This window comes from Paenibacillus sp. ISL-20 (assembly GCF_018613005.1).
GTDB lineage: Bacteria > Bacillota > Bacilli > Paenibacillales > Paenibacillaceae > Paenibacillus_AQ.
In genome coordinates this window covers 1-17076 of the sequence record NZ_JAGGRD010000049.1, presented here as the reverse complement: position 1 = coordinate 17076, position 17076 = coordinate 1, and the positions used below count along the sequence as shown (strand labels likewise).

Annotated in this window: 20 protein-coding genes and 2 pseudogenes; 6 read left to right on the top strand and 16 right to left on the bottom strand. The window is 45.3% G+C overall.

The features are described 5' to 3' along the window. Nucleotides 1-101 precede the first annotated feature (101 nt). From J7E85_RS25480 to J7E85_RS25470, 3 genes are all read left to right on the top strand, one after another. Nucleotides 102-776 carry a Crp/Fnr family transcriptional regulator gene (locus J7E85_RS25480; protein WP_215162808.1) on the top strand — a complete coding sequence of 225 codons (675 nt, stop codon included), beginning with the start codon at nt 102-104 and terminating at the stop codon, nt 774-776. 68 nt (nt 777-844) lie between these two features. Continuing rightward, a complete protein-coding gene (locus J7E85_RS25475) occupies nt 845-1060 on the top strand; it encodes a YgaP family membrane protein (RefSeq protein WP_215162807.1) in 216 nt (71 codons plus the stop codon). Then, the gene (locus J7E85_RS25470; RefSeq protein ID WP_215162806.1) at nt 1057-1446 is read left to right on the top strand and encodes a carboxymuconolactone decarboxylase family protein; all 390 of its coding nucleotides are present in this window, start codon (nt 1057-1059) and stop codon (nt 1444-1446) included. The genes J7E85_RS25475 and J7E85_RS25470 overlap by 4 nt, the downstream gene beginning before the upstream one ends. 108 nt (nt 1447-1554) lie before the next feature. Here the strand turns inward: J7E85_RS25470 and J7E85_RS25465 are convergent, their stop codons facing one another. The 4 genes from J7E85_RS25465 to J7E85_RS25450 all read right to left on the bottom strand — a co-directional run bounded on the left by J7E85_RS25465 (nt 1555) and on the right by J7E85_RS25450 (nt 5321). Next, on the bottom strand, nt 1555-1776 hold the full coding sequence (locus J7E85_RS25465; RefSeq protein ID WP_251036042.1) for a dephospho-CoA kinase: 222 nt from the start codon (nt 1774-1776) through the stop codon (nt 1555-1557). Continuing rightward, nucleotides 1769-1966 (bottom strand): hypothetical protein, encoded by a 198-nt coding sequence (locus J7E85_RS25460; RefSeq protein ID WP_215162805.1) that lies wholly within the window; start codon nt 1964-1966, stop codon nt 1769-1771. Before J7E85_RS25460 ends, J7E85_RS25465 begins: the two co-directional genes overlap by 8 nt. A gap of 259 nt (nt 1967-2225) precedes the next feature. After that, complete coding sequence (locus tag J7E85_RS25455) at nt 2226-2447, bottom strand: hypothetical protein (RefSeq protein WP_215162804.1); 222 nt, start codon at nt 2445-2447, stop codon at nt 2226-2228. 87 nt (nt 2448-2534) lie between these two features. After that, nucleotides 2535-5321: a glycoside hydrolase family 3 C-terminal domain-containing protein gene (locus J7E85_RS25450; RefSeq protein WP_215162803.1), complete on the bottom strand. Its 2787-nt coding sequence runs from the start codon at nt 5319-5321 to the stop codon at nt 2535-2537. A 764-nt stretch (nt 5322-6085) separates the two neighbouring features. Between J7E85_RS25450 and J7E85_RS25445 the strand changes: the two genes are divergently transcribed. After that, on the top strand, nt 6086-6262 hold the full coding sequence (locus J7E85_RS25445; protein ID WP_215162802.1) for a hypothetical protein: 177 nt from the start codon (nt 6086-6088) through the stop codon (nt 6260-6262). A gap of 186 nt (nt 6263-6448) precedes the next feature. On the opposite strand, the gene J7E85_RS25440 is transcribed toward J7E85_RS25445, so the two are convergent. Together J7E85_RS25440 and J7E85_RS25435 are read right to left on the bottom strand one after the other, a co-directional pair. Next, nucleotides 6449-6871: a DUF1259 domain-containing protein gene (locus J7E85_RS25440; RefSeq protein WP_215162801.1), complete on the bottom strand. Its 423-nt coding sequence runs from the start codon at nt 6869-6871 to the stop codon at nt 6449-6451. Nucleotides 6872-6925: 54 nt separating this feature from the next. Continuing rightward, nucleotides 6926-7345: a DUF1259 domain-containing protein gene (locus J7E85_RS25435; RefSeq protein ID WP_215162800.1), complete on the bottom strand. Its 420-nt coding sequence runs from the start codon at nt 7343-7345 to the stop codon at nt 6926-6928. 305 nt (nt 7346-7650) lie between these two features. Between J7E85_RS25435 and J7E85_RS25430 the strand changes: the two genes are divergently transcribed. Further along, nucleotides 7651-7881 carry a ribbon-helix-helix domain-containing protein gene (locus J7E85_RS25430; RefSeq protein ID WP_215162799.1) on the top strand — a complete coding sequence of 77 codons (231 nt, stop codon included), beginning with the start codon at nt 7651-7653 and terminating at the stop codon, nt 7879-7881. 27 nt (nt 7882-7908) lie between these two features. Further along, a complete protein-coding gene (locus tag J7E85_RS25425; RefSeq protein ID WP_215162798.1) occupies nt 7909-8733 on the top strand; it encodes an alpha/beta fold hydrolase in 825 nt (274 codons plus the stop codon). A 597-nt stretch (nt 8734-9330) separates the two neighbouring features. On the opposite strand, the pseudogene J7E85_RS25420 reads toward J7E85_RS25425, so the two are convergent. The 10 genes and pseudogenes from J7E85_RS25420 to J7E85_RS34935 form a co-directional block, all read right to left on the bottom strand. Further along, nucleotides 9331-9641 (bottom strand): annotated as a pseudogene (locus J7E85_RS25420) (uracil-DNA glycosylase family protein); the annotation flags it as partial. Nucleotides 9642-9788: 147 nt separating this feature from the next. Next, nucleotides 9789-10673, bottom strand: coding sequence for a glycoside hydrolase family 43 protein (locus J7E85_RS25415; RefSeq protein WP_215162797.1), 885 nt, complete (start codon nt 10671-10673; stop codon nt 9789-9791). Between the two features lie 87 nt (nt 10674-10760). Next, nucleotides 10761-10805, bottom strand: coding sequence for a hypothetical protein (locus tag J7E85_RS34940; protein ID WP_353049560.1), 45 nt, complete (start codon nt 10803-10805; stop codon nt 10761-10763). A gap of 15 nt (nt 10806-10820) precedes the next feature. Further along, nucleotides 10821-10988: a glycoside hydrolase family 127 protein gene (locus J7E85_RS25410; protein ID WP_215162796.1), complete on the bottom strand. Its 168-nt coding sequence runs from the start codon at nt 10986-10988 to the stop codon at nt 10821-10823. 18 nt (nt 10989-11006) lie between these two features. Further along, nucleotides 11007-12260, bottom strand: coding sequence for a mechanosensitive ion channel family protein (locus tag J7E85_RS25405; RefSeq protein ID WP_215162795.1), 1254 nt, complete (start codon nt 12258-12260; stop codon nt 11007-11009). A gap of 247 nt (nt 12261-12507) precedes the next feature. After that, the gene (locus J7E85_RS25400; RefSeq protein WP_215162794.1) at nt 12508-13317 is read right to left on the bottom strand and encodes a hypothetical protein; all 810 of its coding nucleotides are present in this window, start codon (nt 13315-13317) and stop codon (nt 12508-12510) included. Between the two features lie 24 nt (nt 13318-13341). Then, the gene (locus J7E85_RS25395; RefSeq protein WP_215162793.1) at nt 13342-13815 is read right to left on the bottom strand and encodes a DUF5381 family protein; all 474 of its coding nucleotides are present in this window, start codon (nt 13813-13815) and stop codon (nt 13342-13344) included. 20 nt (nt 13816-13835) lie between these two features. Further along, nucleotides 13836-14867: a WXG100 family type VII secretion target gene (locus J7E85_RS25390; RefSeq protein WP_215162792.1), complete on the bottom strand. Its 1032-nt coding sequence runs from the start codon at nt 14865-14867 to the stop codon at nt 13836-13838. A 418-nt stretch (nt 14868-15285) separates the two neighbouring features. Further along, complete coding sequence (locus J7E85_RS25385) at nt 15286-16542, bottom strand: DUF438 domain-containing protein (protein WP_215162791.1); 1257 nt, start codon at nt 16540-16542, stop codon at nt 15286-15288. Between the two features lie 410 nt (nt 16543-16952). Next, nucleotides 16953-17076: pseudogene (locus J7E85_RS34935) on the bottom strand (group II intron maturase-specific domain-containing protein); the annotation flags it as partial.

Below are 17076 nucleotides of genomic sequence, written 5' to 3'. Positions count from 1 at the left end.
AACTTTCCCTAAAATTACCATCTAATATTAATTTGGCCTATAATGAGAATTAACACTTCCAGGTTTACGACGCTACATTGAATTGTAAAAAGGAGCCCCTTATGAATCCCTCTGAAATTGAACGAATAACCAATATTCTCCCTTGCCTCTCCACGGTTTCACACCATGACTGGCATCACGCTGAGCTCGTGTCCGTAGACCCTTTTACTCCGCATAGGATACAGGAAGGTCATATGCTGCAGCATGCGATGTTCATGGTGAAGGGCAGCGTCCGAATTCATAAGATTAGTGAGCAAGGAAGGGAAATTACCTTATACCGAGTCCAAGGCGGGCAAAGCTGCGTGCTCATGATGGCAAGTATTCTGGGAGATTCGGAATACGAAGCCACGGCTTCAATTGAAGTGGAAAGCGAGGTTTTGCTTATTCCGGTAGGCCTATTTAAAGAATGGATGGATCATTACAAACCGCTCAGGCAATTTATTTATCAACAATTTGTCCAGAGAATAACGGCTGTTACGAACCTTCTCGAGGACATTGCATTTAAACCGATAAACTATCGACTGTCCCATTTTTTATATACGAATACGAAAGACGATCTAACAGTATTAAAGATCACGCATGAACAGTTATCCATAGAGCTAGGAACAGCCCGGGAAGTCATTAGCCGCATGCTAAAGGACTTTCAAAACCAAGGAATCCTGTCGCTATCCAGAGGGAGCATCCGTCTCATCGATCGATTGGCCTTGGAAAAGATCATTCAGCAATATCGATCGTGACTTAGTCACGGAGAAGGATTCGATATCCCGCTAAGATGGAATTAATTCCAATGATGCGGAGGTATGATATGAAAAATGTCGGTGGTATCGACCGGTTATTCCGGTTTATTCTGAGTTTCCCTCTCCTGTTTGTTCTTTTTTATCTAGATAGTAACTGGCGGTACATCGGTTTGATCGGACTTGTCTTTTTGTTTAATGCCCTGACTCGAATCTGCTTCATCAACCGTATATTCGGGATCAATTCCTGCCAGATTAAGAGAGGGGCAGGTGAGAGACCGCTATGACCCATTATTACGACTCTTCCAACTTAAAGAAAATTCCCGAACTCATGCAACTTGCCCCCGAGGCCTCCGCCTCTTTTCTAGCCTTTGAAAAAGACGTCTACCAGACACTCAATCACATCCCGTTAAAGACAAAAGAACTGATTGCCGTGGCCATAGCCCATGTTACAGGATGCCCCTATTGCATCGACGCTCATGTGAAGAAATTCAAGCAATTAGGCGGTACACGAGAAGAAATCCTTGAAGCTGTATTCGTAGCAACGACTACTCGCGCAGGTGCCATTCTTAGTCACGCCACCCATGCATTAGTTGCATACGACACCACAACAACCTCCCAAGACGACGCGCAGCAAAATGAACCTCCGGATCAACCAGAGTGTTTTTGCTAGCGCTGTTCCTAACGGCTGGATGCATTAAATTAATAAGTATGTTCCTGTTTCAGAACATGAAGAAGACACTGGCCTGCGGTCAGTGTCTTCTTCTATATTGGGGATCTTCTAAGCAGTATCATTTACACGTTCATATAAAAGCACCCGCTCTTTGAGCGGGTTTACTGCTGACAGGTCGGCACCCCTCGGATCATCGGGCTTTAATTCCCGTGCAATCTGGTCTGGATCAATCAGTTCACCTAACCATTCTCTCATTTGCAAACTGATCGTGCTTTTGCCAGCTCCATTGGTACCAGCAAAAACCGTCATGATTGGTTTGGTGTCACTCATGATATTCAAATTCCTGCCGTTTTCCGGTTGCATCAAAAACGATCTCGAACTTATTTCCTTCTGCGTCTTCACGAACACGTTTGTTATTCTTTATATAATAGATAGATGCACCTGACTCTCTGGCTTTCTTCCGTGCATGTTGATTCGCTTTTTTCAAAACTTCTTGGAGTTGTTCTCGATTTGCAAACATCCTCAATCCCCTCCAGTTTTAAAATTATGCTTATTATATCATAAATTGAAATGCCACCAACCAGAACACTGGTTGATGGTTTTAAGTACCTTAATGTAAGCGGGAGAACGAAACCTTATGCAAAAAGAGCACTACATAAGCTTTTAAGGGTTATGATGTTAATATCACACGAAACTCTCCAATCACCAATCTCAGATTGTCGAGCGGAGTCACTCCCCTGTCCGAAGACAGCTAAGGAAAACCATAAGATAATCACACTTTAAGCATCCAGCGGAAGGCTTTCAATAGCCGTGAAAAATACGTCCAGCAGCTCTTTGTCAAACGTTTGTTTTAAGTAATCCGATATTCGCGACAGCTCGTCCTCGCCGTTATATTCCAGGCATGCACGCCCTTCACACCATAATACCGTACAATGAAATCGTTGCTTCACATGCTCAATAACATAGTCTTGCTCCACACATTCACGGATCGTTGATGCCAAACGTCTCACACCCTCTCATCTCTTTAAGTTCTTGCATCATCCTTATTATTCAAATTTCAAATATGTTTTCGATGACATTCGTCACATTTACACCCGTTTAAATTCAATCCAGTCGATCTGCAAGCCGGGCTTGACAAAATCCAGCTTCATCTCATAATAACCCGCTTCCAACTCCACTTTGACAAGCTTCTGTTTGATCCATCTGCCATCGGTACCATTCGTTTGAATCGTGGTCACCGGTTGGTCGTTCAGTATTACGTTGCATGCGCTTTGGGCCAGTTCGGATTCCGGAGACATAATGCGTACAATGATCCGGTACTCGCCGGATTCTTCCACCTTCACATAGGTCGCTCCCGATTCAGCCGGCTTTACTTGCGTGCTCTCCGATAAGGTTTGTGCTTGCACCGGCACAAGAGAAGTGGCGGCTTTAAAAGCACCTACGGCTTCCTCAATCACCTGTTTTCTTGAAAATACCGGCGCATGCATCAAGAACCGGCAAATGTTCATGGCGCTGCGCTGCAGCTCTCCACGAGTGAGTGTACCATTGTCTAAGGATGCCAAGGTATTGTCTTCCCATGCATTGATTTCCGCGCCGTAATTCATAACCACCATGTACAGATCATTTTGCGCGCGGACCATCCAGTTGGTGTTTTTGCGATCGGCTGGGCCTCCGTTCACTACGTCGTTCATAATGGCCCACCAGTCGGTCATCACGATACCCTGGAATCCCCACTCGCCGCGTAGGATGGTGGTATTCAAATCATAATTGGATGCCGCCCAGTGTCCATTGATCGGGTTATACGAGGTCATGATGGCGTTCGCCCCGCCCTGCTTCACCGCGATTTCAAAGCCTTTCAGGTAAATCTCCCGAAGGGCGCGTTCGGACACAACAGCGTCGACTTTACTGCGATGCTTCTCCTGGTTGTTGCAGGCAAAATGCTTCAGGGTGGCATTGGAGCCGCCCTTCATAATCCCGCGCGTGCACGCCGCGGCAAATACCCCCGAGATCAGTGGATCTTCCGAAAAATACTCAAAATTGCGTCCATTCAGCGGGCTGCGCCGAATGTTCAGACCCGGTCCAAGTAAAGTATCAATGTTATAGCTGAGTAACTCCCGGCCTTCCATAACATAGAGCTCTTCGACAAGCTCAGTGTTCCAGGTTGCCGAAAGCAGGGTTCCAATAGCCACCTGCGTTGCTTGCTGTCCGCTGTCCATCCGAATCCCGGACGGCCCATCCGCCGTACAAGCCACGGGAATTCCGTAGTCAAGCAAGCTGTCACTCACGCCGCCAAAAGCCGAGGCTGTTCCCGCCGTAACCAGCGGACTGCTCATGCCTTCTCCTCTGACGATGACTGCCAGATCTTGATCGCTTAGTTGAGCGATAAAGGCTTCCAAACTGACTTTCCCCTCATAAACGTCCCTTAAGGTATAGCCTCGATTGCCCGTTTGCTCCAAGGTAAGCGGCAGGTTTTGGTGAATGCGTTCCTCCATGTTCATCTTGCGCTGCGGCACCTCTGCATATGTCAGCTCGTATGAGCCGTCTTCCTTGCGACTGCCAGGCTTCATTCGAGTGAAGCTTTCCATTGGCGCCATGGCTTCCTGCAAATGCTCCACAACTTGCAGCGTTTCTACAGCGTAACCATCTTGGCCATCCAAACCGATAGGCTTCACATTCTTCACGCTGGTTCCCACATACAAACGGTAGGTTCCGGCCTCCAAGACATAAGCGGAAGCCTGTCCCGTCACACCAGCATCATCGTAGGAAGCCATGGCATGAACCGGGAAGCTGATCGTGAGCGGCTGCGAATCGCCGGGCCCAAGCTCCTGCGTCTTTCCGAATGCCGCCAACACTTTGGCAGGCTTGCCCAGCACGCCTTGCGGCGCTTCGTAATAAACTTGCACAACCTCTTTACCTGTATAGGTGGTCCCGATATTTTTTACGTTTACTCCGATTTCAACGTATTGCGCTCCCTCTCTAACCACCAACCTGGCTTCCTGCGGCTCGATTTCAAACGACGTATACGACAAACCGAAGCCGAATTCATACTGGACGGCAGCGGGTCGAAACGTTTCGAAAAAACGGTAGCCGACATAAATATCTTCTTGATAAACATTCTTGAGCTCGTTGCCGTAATTACGGGTCGATGGATAATCCTCGATTGCATAAGCAATCGTGTCGGTTAATTTGCCGCTTGGCGTTACCCCGCCGACCAATACGTCCGCAATCGCGTTGCCGCCTTCCATGCCACCGTGCCAAGCATAGATCACAGAGGAAATCGGGTGCACATAACTATCATCGCGCATCCAGCTCATATCGATAATGTTGGATACATTCAGCACCACAATGGTTTGCTCGAAGTGCGTTGTCACCTGCTGCAGCATCGCTTTTTCTTCGGACGTTAACTGGTAACTGCCCGGCTCATTGGCATTATCCTGGTCTTCACCGGCTGTTCGCCCGATGACAACAATCGCCTTATCGGCTGCCTGTCTTGCTGCGTATACCAGCTCATCGGTCAGAGGCATTTCTTTCTGATGCCACGGTTCAGCCGCCCAACCGCCGCCGCCATTATCGAAAGGGTTTTGTTCAATCCACTGTTCATAGGCAGCTGCCAATTGTTCGTTGACGGTGATGTTCTTCTTATCCCGAAGACCGCCGAGCAGATTCGTTGTATGGGAAACATGAACGCTCCCGCCCGAACCCGTACCGCTGCGGTAATAATTAATTTGCGTTCTGCCAAAAACAGCAACGGTTTCGTTCGGTTGAAGGGGAAGCACCTGTCCTTCATTCTTTAACAGTACGGCACCTTCGGCAGCGACCTTTCGGCTGAATTCCGCAAAGCCTTCCAAAGGAGCTCCCAGTCTCTGTGTACTCAATATATTCCCTCCTGTTTGTTTTCTCCTGTATCCAATTGATATTGAAGAAAGATAGTAAATGCCTGACGCAATCCAACGTTAGGTATGAGGCATCTATGTACTATCATAGTAACAAATTCTGTATAGGAATATGTAAAAAAGTCTTGAAGTTGCTGAAAAGAGTGCAGTTTCGGTTGAGGGATCATACAGGTAATAATTTGCTATTGAATAAACACAATCGTTGAGGACTAAAAACGGGTATGATAAGATAAGAATAGAAATAAGGACGGTGTGCCAACCGTCCTCAGTACAACATCTTGAGTGGAAACCCCTCCAAGATCATGTGTGATCAGAAAGTAACCCACTTCGGCGACAACCTAAGAGTGGGTTACTTTCGTTTATCGATGTAAGTTAGCAACGCCAACAGGAATAACCCGAAGGTAAGCACTTCACCAAACGAAATGTTCATCGCATCACCTCCTTTCGGAGGTTGCGCCCACTCAAGGTGTGTTGTACATTCCAAATTATAGCATATAAGCCCTGAGATTTTCGGGGCTCTTTCTTTCACCCATAAACCATGACAATCCTCTCAAATACAACAAGGATAATAATACCATGCAATGAAATCGCTGCTCTATGTGCTCAATAACATAATCTTGTTCCATACATTCACGAATCGTTGCTATCAAACGTCCACTGTAGATCTACAACACGTATATCCGTACAACGGCCAGCACATAATAATCCTCATTAACCTATATAAGTATACAAGGAGGATTTTTCAATTGAGCACAAACCAACCGGACAAGAACCTAATCAACACGGTGGAACAGCTGGCAGAAACACCCGTGAACAGCCATGAGGCCCAGCAACAGCAACAGGCCCGCAACGATCGCCGGAAACAAGCGCTGCATGACAGCGATGACAAATACAAAGAAAATGAATCCAAGAACTATCATTAGGATCGTCAGTAACGTCTAAACTCAATTAACAGGCGTGGTTCGACTTCCTTTTCAAATGTGAAAACGTAAAAAAGCGACCGATCACGGTCGCTTTTCTAATGCTACAAATTGAATAATATCCACTATGACCTCAGATATTTACCGGCTAAATTGTCTATATCGAAGGCCTTGCTTCTTGCTCATATATTAACCCAAGAAAGCAATGGAACGTTTTACTTTCCTTGCAAATGCAATGGGATTGTCGATCGACTCCCAGTGAATATACATCAAGCGCGGGTTCTCAAACAGCCAGTGATTGTGGACCGCTGTTACTTTAATCCCATTTTTGCGAAGATTGGTCAGCAATTGATTTACTTGGCTTTGTAAGAGAGCGGTTTCCCCTAAACAAAGTGCGCGACCGGAACTGTCCAGGGATTCAAACGAGAATAATTGATAACGGATCAAAGGGGAAGTCGTCTTTCTTCCTAAAATAGATGCTCTTATTCTCCGATTTCTGGAGACAAAACAAACCGGGCCTTTTGTAATTTCATGCTCCGTTCCACCTAAAATGGCTGAGAATTGGTTACATAGCCTTTTAAAGCGAGGACTTACTGTCACTTGTGCCGCCATACGAAATCATCCTCTCATTAAATGATATGAATCAACTGTATAACTCAGGCTGCATTAACCCAAGAATGCAATGGATTCTTTCGTTTTTCTTGCAAACGCAACAGGATTGTCAATAGATTCCCAATGCATATACATCAAGCGAGGTTGTTCTTTTAGCCAGTGATTATGAACCGCTGTTACTTTTATCCCACGTTTGCGGAGATTCGACATCAATCGATTCACCTGATTTTGGTGAACGGCAGTCTCACCCAAACAAAGCGCGCGGCCCGATTTATCAAGAGATTCAAAGGAAAACATTTGCATCTGAACCAAAGGAGAGCGCGTTCTTCTTCCCAAGATGGATTCCCTTAGGTTCGTCATACGCGTGACAAAACAAACCGGACCTTCCTCGATTTCCGATTGGCCTCCCAGAATTCTTGCAAATTGGGTACAGAGCCTTTTGAATTGTGGGCTCACTCTAACTTGTTCAGCCATTATAAGTCCTCCTTTAATCGTATTCTATGTATCTTATGATCGAAGGAGAAAATAGTATTGGACCATCAACTCATTTATACGAAATTATGCGAATAAACTAGCGAATGTAGCATCCCGAGCCTATCGCGAGCAATCTGCAATGAATTAGAATCAAAAAGAGCAGGCAGCACATGCCTATTTTTGCAGCGTCTATGAAAAATACCGTTAAATTTAACATAAATATCCATATAACAGTATGAGTTTGATTAAGGTAGCATTAATTGACGATCAAGTCGCAATATGGAATTATAAGGATGGGTGATGTCATGATGGATTTCATAAATATTGATAATACCGGTAGCAGATCTGGTAAAAGAGGAGGCAACCGGAAAGGGGCTGGCCGCAAGCCGATAGGAGTAACTCGAAAAATATCTTTAACCTTGTCGCAGGAATGTTGGGAGGAAATCGATCGTTATTGCCATAAAGGCGATTATTCCGTTTCCGAAATACTAAGATCCATAATAGAAGATAACCTACATAATGCCGATCTCTTGTAAGTCGGTAGGTAAAGGAGGTTCGATTTTATGATCCAGGACTATGTAGAGGTAGATGATGGGCAGATTTTTTATTCTGTATGCGAAACGTGCCCTGATAAAGACTCTCCAATGGTCCTATTGCATGGAAATTTTAATGATCATCAGATTTGGAATGAACAGGTTGAATCTTTGTCCACGCAGTATAAAATCATTCGCTATGACTTGCGAGGTTACGGCCTTTCCAGTACGCCAAAATCTCCATTCTCAAACGTTCAGGATCTGAAGACAATCGTCGATTCCTTAAAGCTTCACCATATGACGCTCATTGGTTCCTCGTTGGGGGGCGGCGTTGCCATAGACTTTACACTAGCGTATCCCCATCTGGCTCAAGCTCTTATTCTTGTCTCCCCCTCCATTCAAGGAAATCATTATCCTATGAACATGATGTGGCAAGGAATCAAAAATCATTTCAATGTTCGAGTAAAAAGCCGTGAGCGGGCAATAAAGTCATTCATCACAAATCCGTACTGGCAATACTTTTTTCCTTCCATGGATAGACCAGAAGCCAGGGAAAAGGTCCTCTTGAATGTTAGAAACACCCATAACTTCTGCAGATTTTCCCCTAGTCTTGCGACAACGATAAAGCCTCATGCCATTCATCGACTTTCCGAGATTAATATCCCTACACTTATCATCATTTCGGATCGGGATCATCCATTTAATATAAAGACCGCCGAAACCCTACATAAGAACATAAGGCGATCATCTAAAATCATCATGAAGAACTGCGGGCACCTTCCATTTATTGAGGAATACCAGGAATTCAATCAAACCGTTCTCGATTTTCTGTCAAGGCTAAACTTTAAAGCCTAGAACATCATAGTTGCGTGACTAGAGCCTAGACTAAATCTGATGTAAAATTCATGGAGAAGTCCTCATTGCGAGAATTGTGTTGTGTTGACTCATTTTTTTCAACCTAGCGGATTTGAATCAAATAGCTAGAGGGTTAACGATCTTTGGTGCGGGCGTTACCATTCTAGTCATCATGGATAACTCCAAAATGAAAAAAAATACCGAGAACATTCAAAAACGAAACTCAGCTTCGATTAGAAAAAATAGAGAACAAGCTACATGCAATTCATCATTCTAACCAAATCACCGAAATACATCTTCATGAACTAAAAGAACTGCTGCATCAATCAAATCAGCAGAACCCTACAATAACCGAACTACCTCATATTGATTAGGGTCTCAATAAGAGAAATGCTAGCCTCTAAAGTCTCGCTTTAAAGGCTGGCGTTCTTGATCTTAAAAGAAAAAATCCACAACCTTTGAACTGCACCCCAAAAGTTAGATGGTGTCTAACTTTTGGGGTGCAGTTCACTCGCGTGGATGTGGTTGTTCATTGTCCAGATACAATTATCTTGCGGGATGAAGAGGTTTCACTATGGATGGCCCCTCTCCTTCCTCTTACAAGTTAGGAATTTGCCAATCAATTTCTTGAAGCCCCATATTGCGTAAACATTCGTTAGCACGTGAAAACGGCCTGCTGCCAAAAAAACCTCGGTGCGCAGACAACGGACTCGGATGCGGCGAACGAATCAGTGTATGCTGCCGGTTCGTAATGAGCTCCGCCTTCTTCTGGGCGTGGCTTCCCCATAACAGGAATACGACAGGCTCATTTTTCCGGTTGATCGTCTCAATGACTTTTCCGTAAAGCTTTCCCATCCCCTGTTTTTATGAGAATTCGCTTCATGCGCCCTTACGGTGAGCACCGTATTTTCGGGTTCTATCCTCCTGCCATGGTCAAAAGATATAACCAGATTATATCATACGGATTATTTCTGGTATTTTCCAACACCTAACCCTTACGAAGACGCAAAAAAGCGACCGATTACGGGCCGCTTTTTCACCATGGATTCCCTTAATTAAGTCATGATGACCGGCTCAATCTTGCCGTTGCCGATCCGCATCCGATCCATACATAGCTGGCGATGGCCCGGCTCGGTGTCTCCAATGATTCGGCGGTGGTATACGATAAGCCATTCATCTCTCTCTTGCAAATGCAAGTAGCCATGATGACCGGGTCCTTCGGCAATCGGCTCCTGTCGCTCTAGAATCGTGCCTTCATTTTTGAATGGACCGAGCGGGCTGTCGCTCACGCCATAGGCTACACGATAGGTTCCATTCGTCCATCCGCCCATGGACCACATCAGATAATAAAGTCCGTCCTTCTTAATCATGCAAGGACCTTCCACGTATCCCTCCGGCGTAATGGAACGGAAAATTTCATTGCCGTTGTCTGCCAATGGAACGAATCCCGTCATCTCTTCGTTCATCCGTGCAACGTTGCAGTGGCCCCATCCGCCATAATACAGATAGATCGTTCCGTCTGCGTCCTTGAATAGATGCGCATCGATCGGCTGTGCCTGATGAATGAACTTATCCACGAGCGGCTTCCCCAAGTAGCCTCTGTACGGCCCTTCCGGACGGTCCGCAACGGCGATTTCCAAGCCGCCGGTTTCCTCATTCGATTGGATATCGTTCGATGCAAACACGAGATAATATTTCCCTTGGTGCTCGATATGGGTCGGTGCCCAAACCGCCCTCCATATCCATGGAAAATCCGCCATTTCGATAATGCCTTCGTGTTTCTCCCAATGGATCAGATCGTCGGAACTGAATGCGTCCAGATTCATCTGCATCGTATATTCCGTGAAGGAACGCGTCGCATAAATCCAGTGCCTCCCCTCATACGTTCTGGCTTCGGGATCTGCATACCAGCCGGGTATGATCGGATTGTTAATGTTCAATGGTAGACACTCCTCTCCTGTGCTGCGCTAGGCTATTACATTGACCAAAACTACAACTGATTAGTGATATGACGTATAGAGGCATGATCACTGCTCGATGCAATATACAATGGGTCCACGTTGCAAAGCGATTCAGCCTTCATTCGCTTATACTTCCTGCCTAACGCGGATAATCTCAACAGGCATGTCGAGTTCGAGCAATATGGTATCACCCGCCGACCAATGACGCTCGATTGAGATATGGCCACGTTCTACCATTGCTTCTACACCGGAAAGCCATTCTCCTCCCGCGTGAAATCCTTGTAACTCGTTCAACTTACCTCCGATGCGTTCTCAATATCCTCGCGAATATTCCGGACTTTCTTTGAGTTGAACGATATCATGGCCGGTTGGGTTTTGGAAGGCACGCAGCCCAAATGTCGGCGCAACGGCAAAAATATGGTCAAAAATATCCGCTTGAATCGATTCATACACTCCCCAGGCGGTATCATTACTGAAAGCGTAGATTTCCAACGGCAGTCCGTTATCTCCCGGCGCTAACTGTCTGACAATCAGCGTCATATCCTTATGGATCTTCGGATGATTCCGCAGATACTGATGGATGTATTCCCTGAATACGCCCACATTCGTAAGCTGCCTACCGTTCACGTTGCTTTCTGTATTAATCTGGTGTTCGATGTTATACGTATGAATTTCATTTATTTTTGTCGTGACATAATCGGTAAGGTAGTGAATCTTCTGGAATTCCTCAATCATTTCTTTCGTACAAAAACTTATGCTGGTCGTATCGATATAGACGCTTCGCTTAATTCTTCGGCCGCCGGATACTTGCATGCCTCTCCAATTCTTGAACGAGTCGGAGATGAGAGCGTAGCTCGGAATCATGGTGATTGTCTTGTCGAAATTCATCACCTTTACCGTGTTTAACGTAATGTCGATCACGTCGCCGTTCGCATCGTATTTCGGCATTTCAATCCAGTCGCCGACACGCACCATGTCATTCGACGATAGTTGAACGCCTGCCACCAGGCCTAATATGGAATCCTTAAAGATTAGCATCAGCACGGCCGATAAAGCACCAAGCCCACTAAGAATGATCAAAGGATTCTGACCGATGAGGTTTGAGATCACCACAATGCCGCCGATGATGAAGAGAACGATCTTCACCACCTGAATGTATCCCTTGATCGGCCTGATCTTGGAGACCTCAAACGAACGATAGATGTCATCAAAGGCATTAAGCAGCGCATTGAGCACCGTGATGGTTACGATAATCATGTACGTCATTGCCGCCTTTTCAATCAGAATCTGATAGGGCGGAAAGATGGACGCCGAAAAATAAATAATGATCGCCGGCACGAGATGTGACAGCTTGTGGAATACTTTTTTCTCGACAATGATATTATCCCATGTATAACGATTGTTATTGACAATATGAATTATGATCTTCAATACGATTTTTTTGGTTAAAAAATTGGCTAATATAGAGACAACGGCTATAAAAACAACCATGATCATATTTGAGAGATATCCAATGATTGGTTCGCTCATGCCATATCCGTCTAGTTGGTTTTTGATAAAGTCCATTATTTCCTCCTGACGTAGTTTAAGATTAGCCTATTATTATAAATTGAATTCTATTACCACGCAAAGTCCAAGATAAGACATCGCTGGGTTGATTTGGGAGATGCTTGGTAAGGCTGTCAGTCCGAAAAACAAAAAAGAGCACCGAGAGGGTACTCTTTTAGTCTAATTCGATATGGCCGCAGGGTTCTAAGATGATTGATCGCATAGAAGACCTTTCAGATGAGCAGTGCTACACTTACCGTTTTACCTAAGCCAAAGTTGCAGCAAAAGAGCCGAGCGTCTTTCTGCATGCAGAGTAGGATTGCAGCTCAATGCAAATCTGTGGTTCCGCATTTCTGTCCGCTTCCTGATTACATACAATCCAGACCCCTTCATTGGCAGGAAGTACAAACAAAATATCCTCGATTGCCGTCTGATTTCCGCTTCCAATTCTTATCGTGCTTAGATTGTCCATGGTACGGGCATTGGTTTGAAAATCCTGCTGCCATTTTGCAATCAGCTGCTGCTGGTCTGATGAAAGCTCGTCATAGAGAGGGGAGGCAGGGGATTCACCAGCTGTCAGACGGTTCCACAGTTCTTCAGTGATCACAACCTTGGATTCGGATAAAGTCGTCCCTCCGGCTTTCGAAGGCTTCACTCCATAGAAACGTACAAGCTCCTCTTCCCAATCCGCCGGCTCTGTCCAGGATAGAAAATGAAGCGTGTTATTGTCAGACAAGTGGTACAAATACCGCTGCTGCAGCTCGTGGATGGTCAGTACTTTGCTAGAATTCCGATCGGTAATCCCTCTCAGCATATAATTGCTCTGCAGCAAGTGCTGAATCATTTGCGTAATTTCGGAAGTAAAACGAACCTCTCCGTTCTCTTCATCAATCGATTCTATAAAACCTTTGGACATCAAGCTATGTGTAGCTGCTTGAAATAGAAGCTCCCATCTGTCTTCAGACAGGTCTCCATAGTATGCCTTCATAAGTCCTGCAGCCATTTCCTCCCCTTGATGAACGGCCAAGGTGTATCCCAGCTCTTCTAATGAAAATATATAGGTATGCTCGCTCATGTAAGCAACTCCTCCAGTACAGGTCTATTTCGTTTCCTTTCCGTTACGGCTGATCAGCCCCCGCAGGCGCTTCATGACAGACTGAATTTCGGTATCGGTCAACAAATAATACGTATTCACAGTCCAGGTCTCTCTGTTTTTCAAATGAAAAATCAGCACAGGAAATTTCGGAAGCAGCCACTTCCGAATGGAAGGGCCGCTGTAGCTGATACTTGTAATCTCCGCCCAGACTATGGTCCGCGTTCCATCTGAAATGGAATTTTGATCGTAGGTGAGCAGGTGCGTGTCTGATTTCAACGCCTTTGGCAAGCTGACAACCAAATATCCTCCAAAAAACGGAATCCCTATTATGGCTGATGTGATACAAAAAAACTTACGAATAAAGGAAGTATCCATAAAAAAAGCCGCGTACAGCAGAAACAGACAGGCCAGCACAAACAGTAAACTGCCAAGTGCTTTGCCCCATGCCACGGATTTCCGATAAGATATTGCGTTCATAATTTAGCGCCTTCCTGAAATTATTTGAACAGTCCGCTAATCCAGCGAACTCCCTTTTCGACCACTTTAGCTGCGCCATCACCGACAAAGGCTCCAACCGTACCGCCCACATAGGAACCGATAGCCGCACCAACCGGGCCGCCAATCATCGCACCGACGGCTCCGCCTGCTACAGCACCGCCATAGGTCGCGGCTGTTTTTACAACAACGTTGGATGCGGCTACAGCTACTTCTTCCCCGTTGAGCTTGCCTTCACGATACTTACTGACAAGGCCGGAAGCCTCACCGATCACATTAAAGGTTGCGTTAATCGGGAATATCTTTTTGGCGATCATACCTGGAATTTTCTTGGTAGCGATCCCATACCTGCCCTTTTCTACACCGGCTATGACCTGTCTAGTCCACTGTGGAAAGTTCTTAGCTTGACTAAAGCCTAACCCAAAATTGAGACCGAGTTTGCTTGCTACTCTATCAAAGCCTTTGATTCCTTTCATCATGAAGCCTGGGTTCACAATCTGGCGATTGATGCCTCTTGCCAGATTCTTCAAGAACGTATTGTTACCTTTGCCTTTAACCCATGGCGCATTATGAATTTTAGTTCGGGTCGGATTTCTGGGATCTACTCTGAATTGTACCGTCTTAGATAAAACTAAGGAAGCGCCCACAGAGCTGTAAAGAAGAGTTCCCCACTTTTCCAGATTATCTCTCGCTTCAAGCGAGCTGTTTAACACGTTCTGGGTTTGATCAATCGGATCTGCGGCCGTCCTTGCCTGTAAAGAAGCTTGAGTGGAATCGGCCTCTTTAAAACGGTTGACAATCGTATGTAATTCCGTGCTGACTGAACCCACCGCTGCAGTGAAATTATCCATTTGCTGACGGGCCAGCTGGAAATCTTGATAGAATCGTTGCCTTGTCGTACCTTCCCATCCACTTTCAAGGATTTGAATCTGCTGGGTAAGGTGGCTGCAAATTTGCACCCCGATCTCCCTGGCCTGTGCAAATTGTTGGGATATCTCCATAAGTCTTTCCGGAGGAACTAATATTTTGCCCATGGCACTCACCTCAACAATATACAGATTAATGTAATTATTCTAGTAAAGGTCATCCATCTTCACAAAAGGAACAAGTAGCAGAATACTAAAAAAATCGTTAGGTCCTTGGAACCATTTCCCTTTTCCCATAGTCGGAGGACAGAGCCGATTACGAATTCAAACCCAAAGCGTCCAGTTAAAAGTAAAGTACCTTATGCCAAATGACCTAAATCATGACTAACCGTACAGTTCATCATTAGCAGGAAATTCGTTACGATTTAACAACAAAGGCTGTCCTTCAAGTAGATATTCTACTTGAAGGACAGCCCTCTTTTATGAAAAGGATGCATATCCGGCATCTGCTATGACGGTGCCGGGAAATCGGCCCAGCTCTGCCCTTTACTTTCTCTGGATGCGGTTTTAGGGTTCGCGTAACAACTTACGGAGAGAGTATGCGCTTTTGACCGGTGAGCTCCTGAATCGGCTTAATGTTTTGAGTGAATTCAAGCGTACCTAAATAGTTTCCTTCTTCATCCCTTACGGCAAAATAACGAATGTAGACAAATTTATCTTTAACCGGGATCCAGAAATCTTCTGCATCTTTGACACCTGCTTTGAAATCAGCAAGCAACTGATTGACGACATGAACGCTTTGCGGAGGATGGCAGTTCTGAACACTTCTGCCGATTACCGCTTTGGTACGAACGAAGATTCGTTCTTTTCCCTGTGAAAAATATCGAACGATATCATTTTCATCGATAAAGGTTAGGTCGACTGGTAAATGGTTTAAGATGGATTCCATCTGTCTGACCGATAAAATGCCTGTACTCATTCGGATATATCCCTCTTGCAGCGGAGAAGACCCCAATCCCTGATCTGCGCCAGGTTCAGCTGCTCTTTCGGGAATCCATTCTTGATCGGGCGCAATTAAGCAATAACCGACTTCTTCGCTTTGGGCAGCAATTTGAAGCCATTCGTCTTCCGTCAACTTTTCCAGAGCCATTGGTAATAAGATATGTTCCTCTTTATAGATCATTTCTGTTACTTCGGTTAAGACGCGTTTTGCCAGATCCACTACGGTCTCGGCATTGCCATCCAAGTGAGTGAGTTTGGATTTCACTTCTTTTATTCCCAATCGGATACCGTCATCTACTGCCCACATCACCTTGGTCGGTCCATAGATCCCATATTTCTCGAGAAAAGGAAACAGCACATTTTCTTTGCGGCTGTAGTGTTTATCTACATCATAGAGGAGACTGAAATCCTCCAGCAATTTGAGGCGATTGGCCTCTCCTTGATCCTCAAGAAATTGATCCAGATGCAGGGCGATTCTGAAATTTGCCAGTCGATCAATTTCTCGGTTCTCCATTTTAAAGGTAAACACTGGATGTCCAGGCTGCTCTTCCGGTTGATGAGCTCTGTGAATGTCTTGGATGGAACCTTTGAATACGGCAGCATGCACACTGCACAGTCGCTGTACTTCGGTTACCGGTATTCCTTCCTCCTGCATCAGCACTTGCTCCAGCTCCGAAATCTCATCAACGGAAATTTCCCCTACGGCTTGGTTAAACTTGGCCTTTACTTCTTCCACGCTTTTCCCATAGTGCAGCTCTTTAATGATATCCTTGAGCATATTTATACGGACGGTTCGATGAGCAGAAACTCCATTCTCACGGTTATTAATGAATTCACTCATGATCATCACCTCTGTTTTATTTCGATCTATAAAGATTAAGTTCTATTCTGTTTACTTCTCCAAACTAGCATCCTCATGCTCCATAGCTTGTGATTAAAAACACAAATGAAATGAAAATTCATTGAACAAAGAGAGGTGATCCGTTTCTTCGAAAAGTGACGAGTCGCTTTCTAAAAAGATGGGAAACCAGATAAAAATACAATATGATTACGGATGTCCATATTACGCCGGGCAATGTACATGACTTCGGTTCCTTATGTCCCGAATAGATCGGCAACAACAAACGATTAAGACATCGCCGGGTTGATTTGGATATTTGTAAGACTTTTAAATCGAGTAGGAGGGGGCGGCTAACCCCCGTCCTCTCACACCACCGTACATGCGGGTCCGCATACGGCGGTTCCAAAAGGTTAACAAAGCTCCAGATAACGAGAAAGTAAACTTTTCAGCCCTTTCGCTTCCCAATAAGAAGTTGGAAGGGCGTTATTTGTGTTCCGAGACATTTCCCAGGCACCTCGGCGGGAATTTGCCATC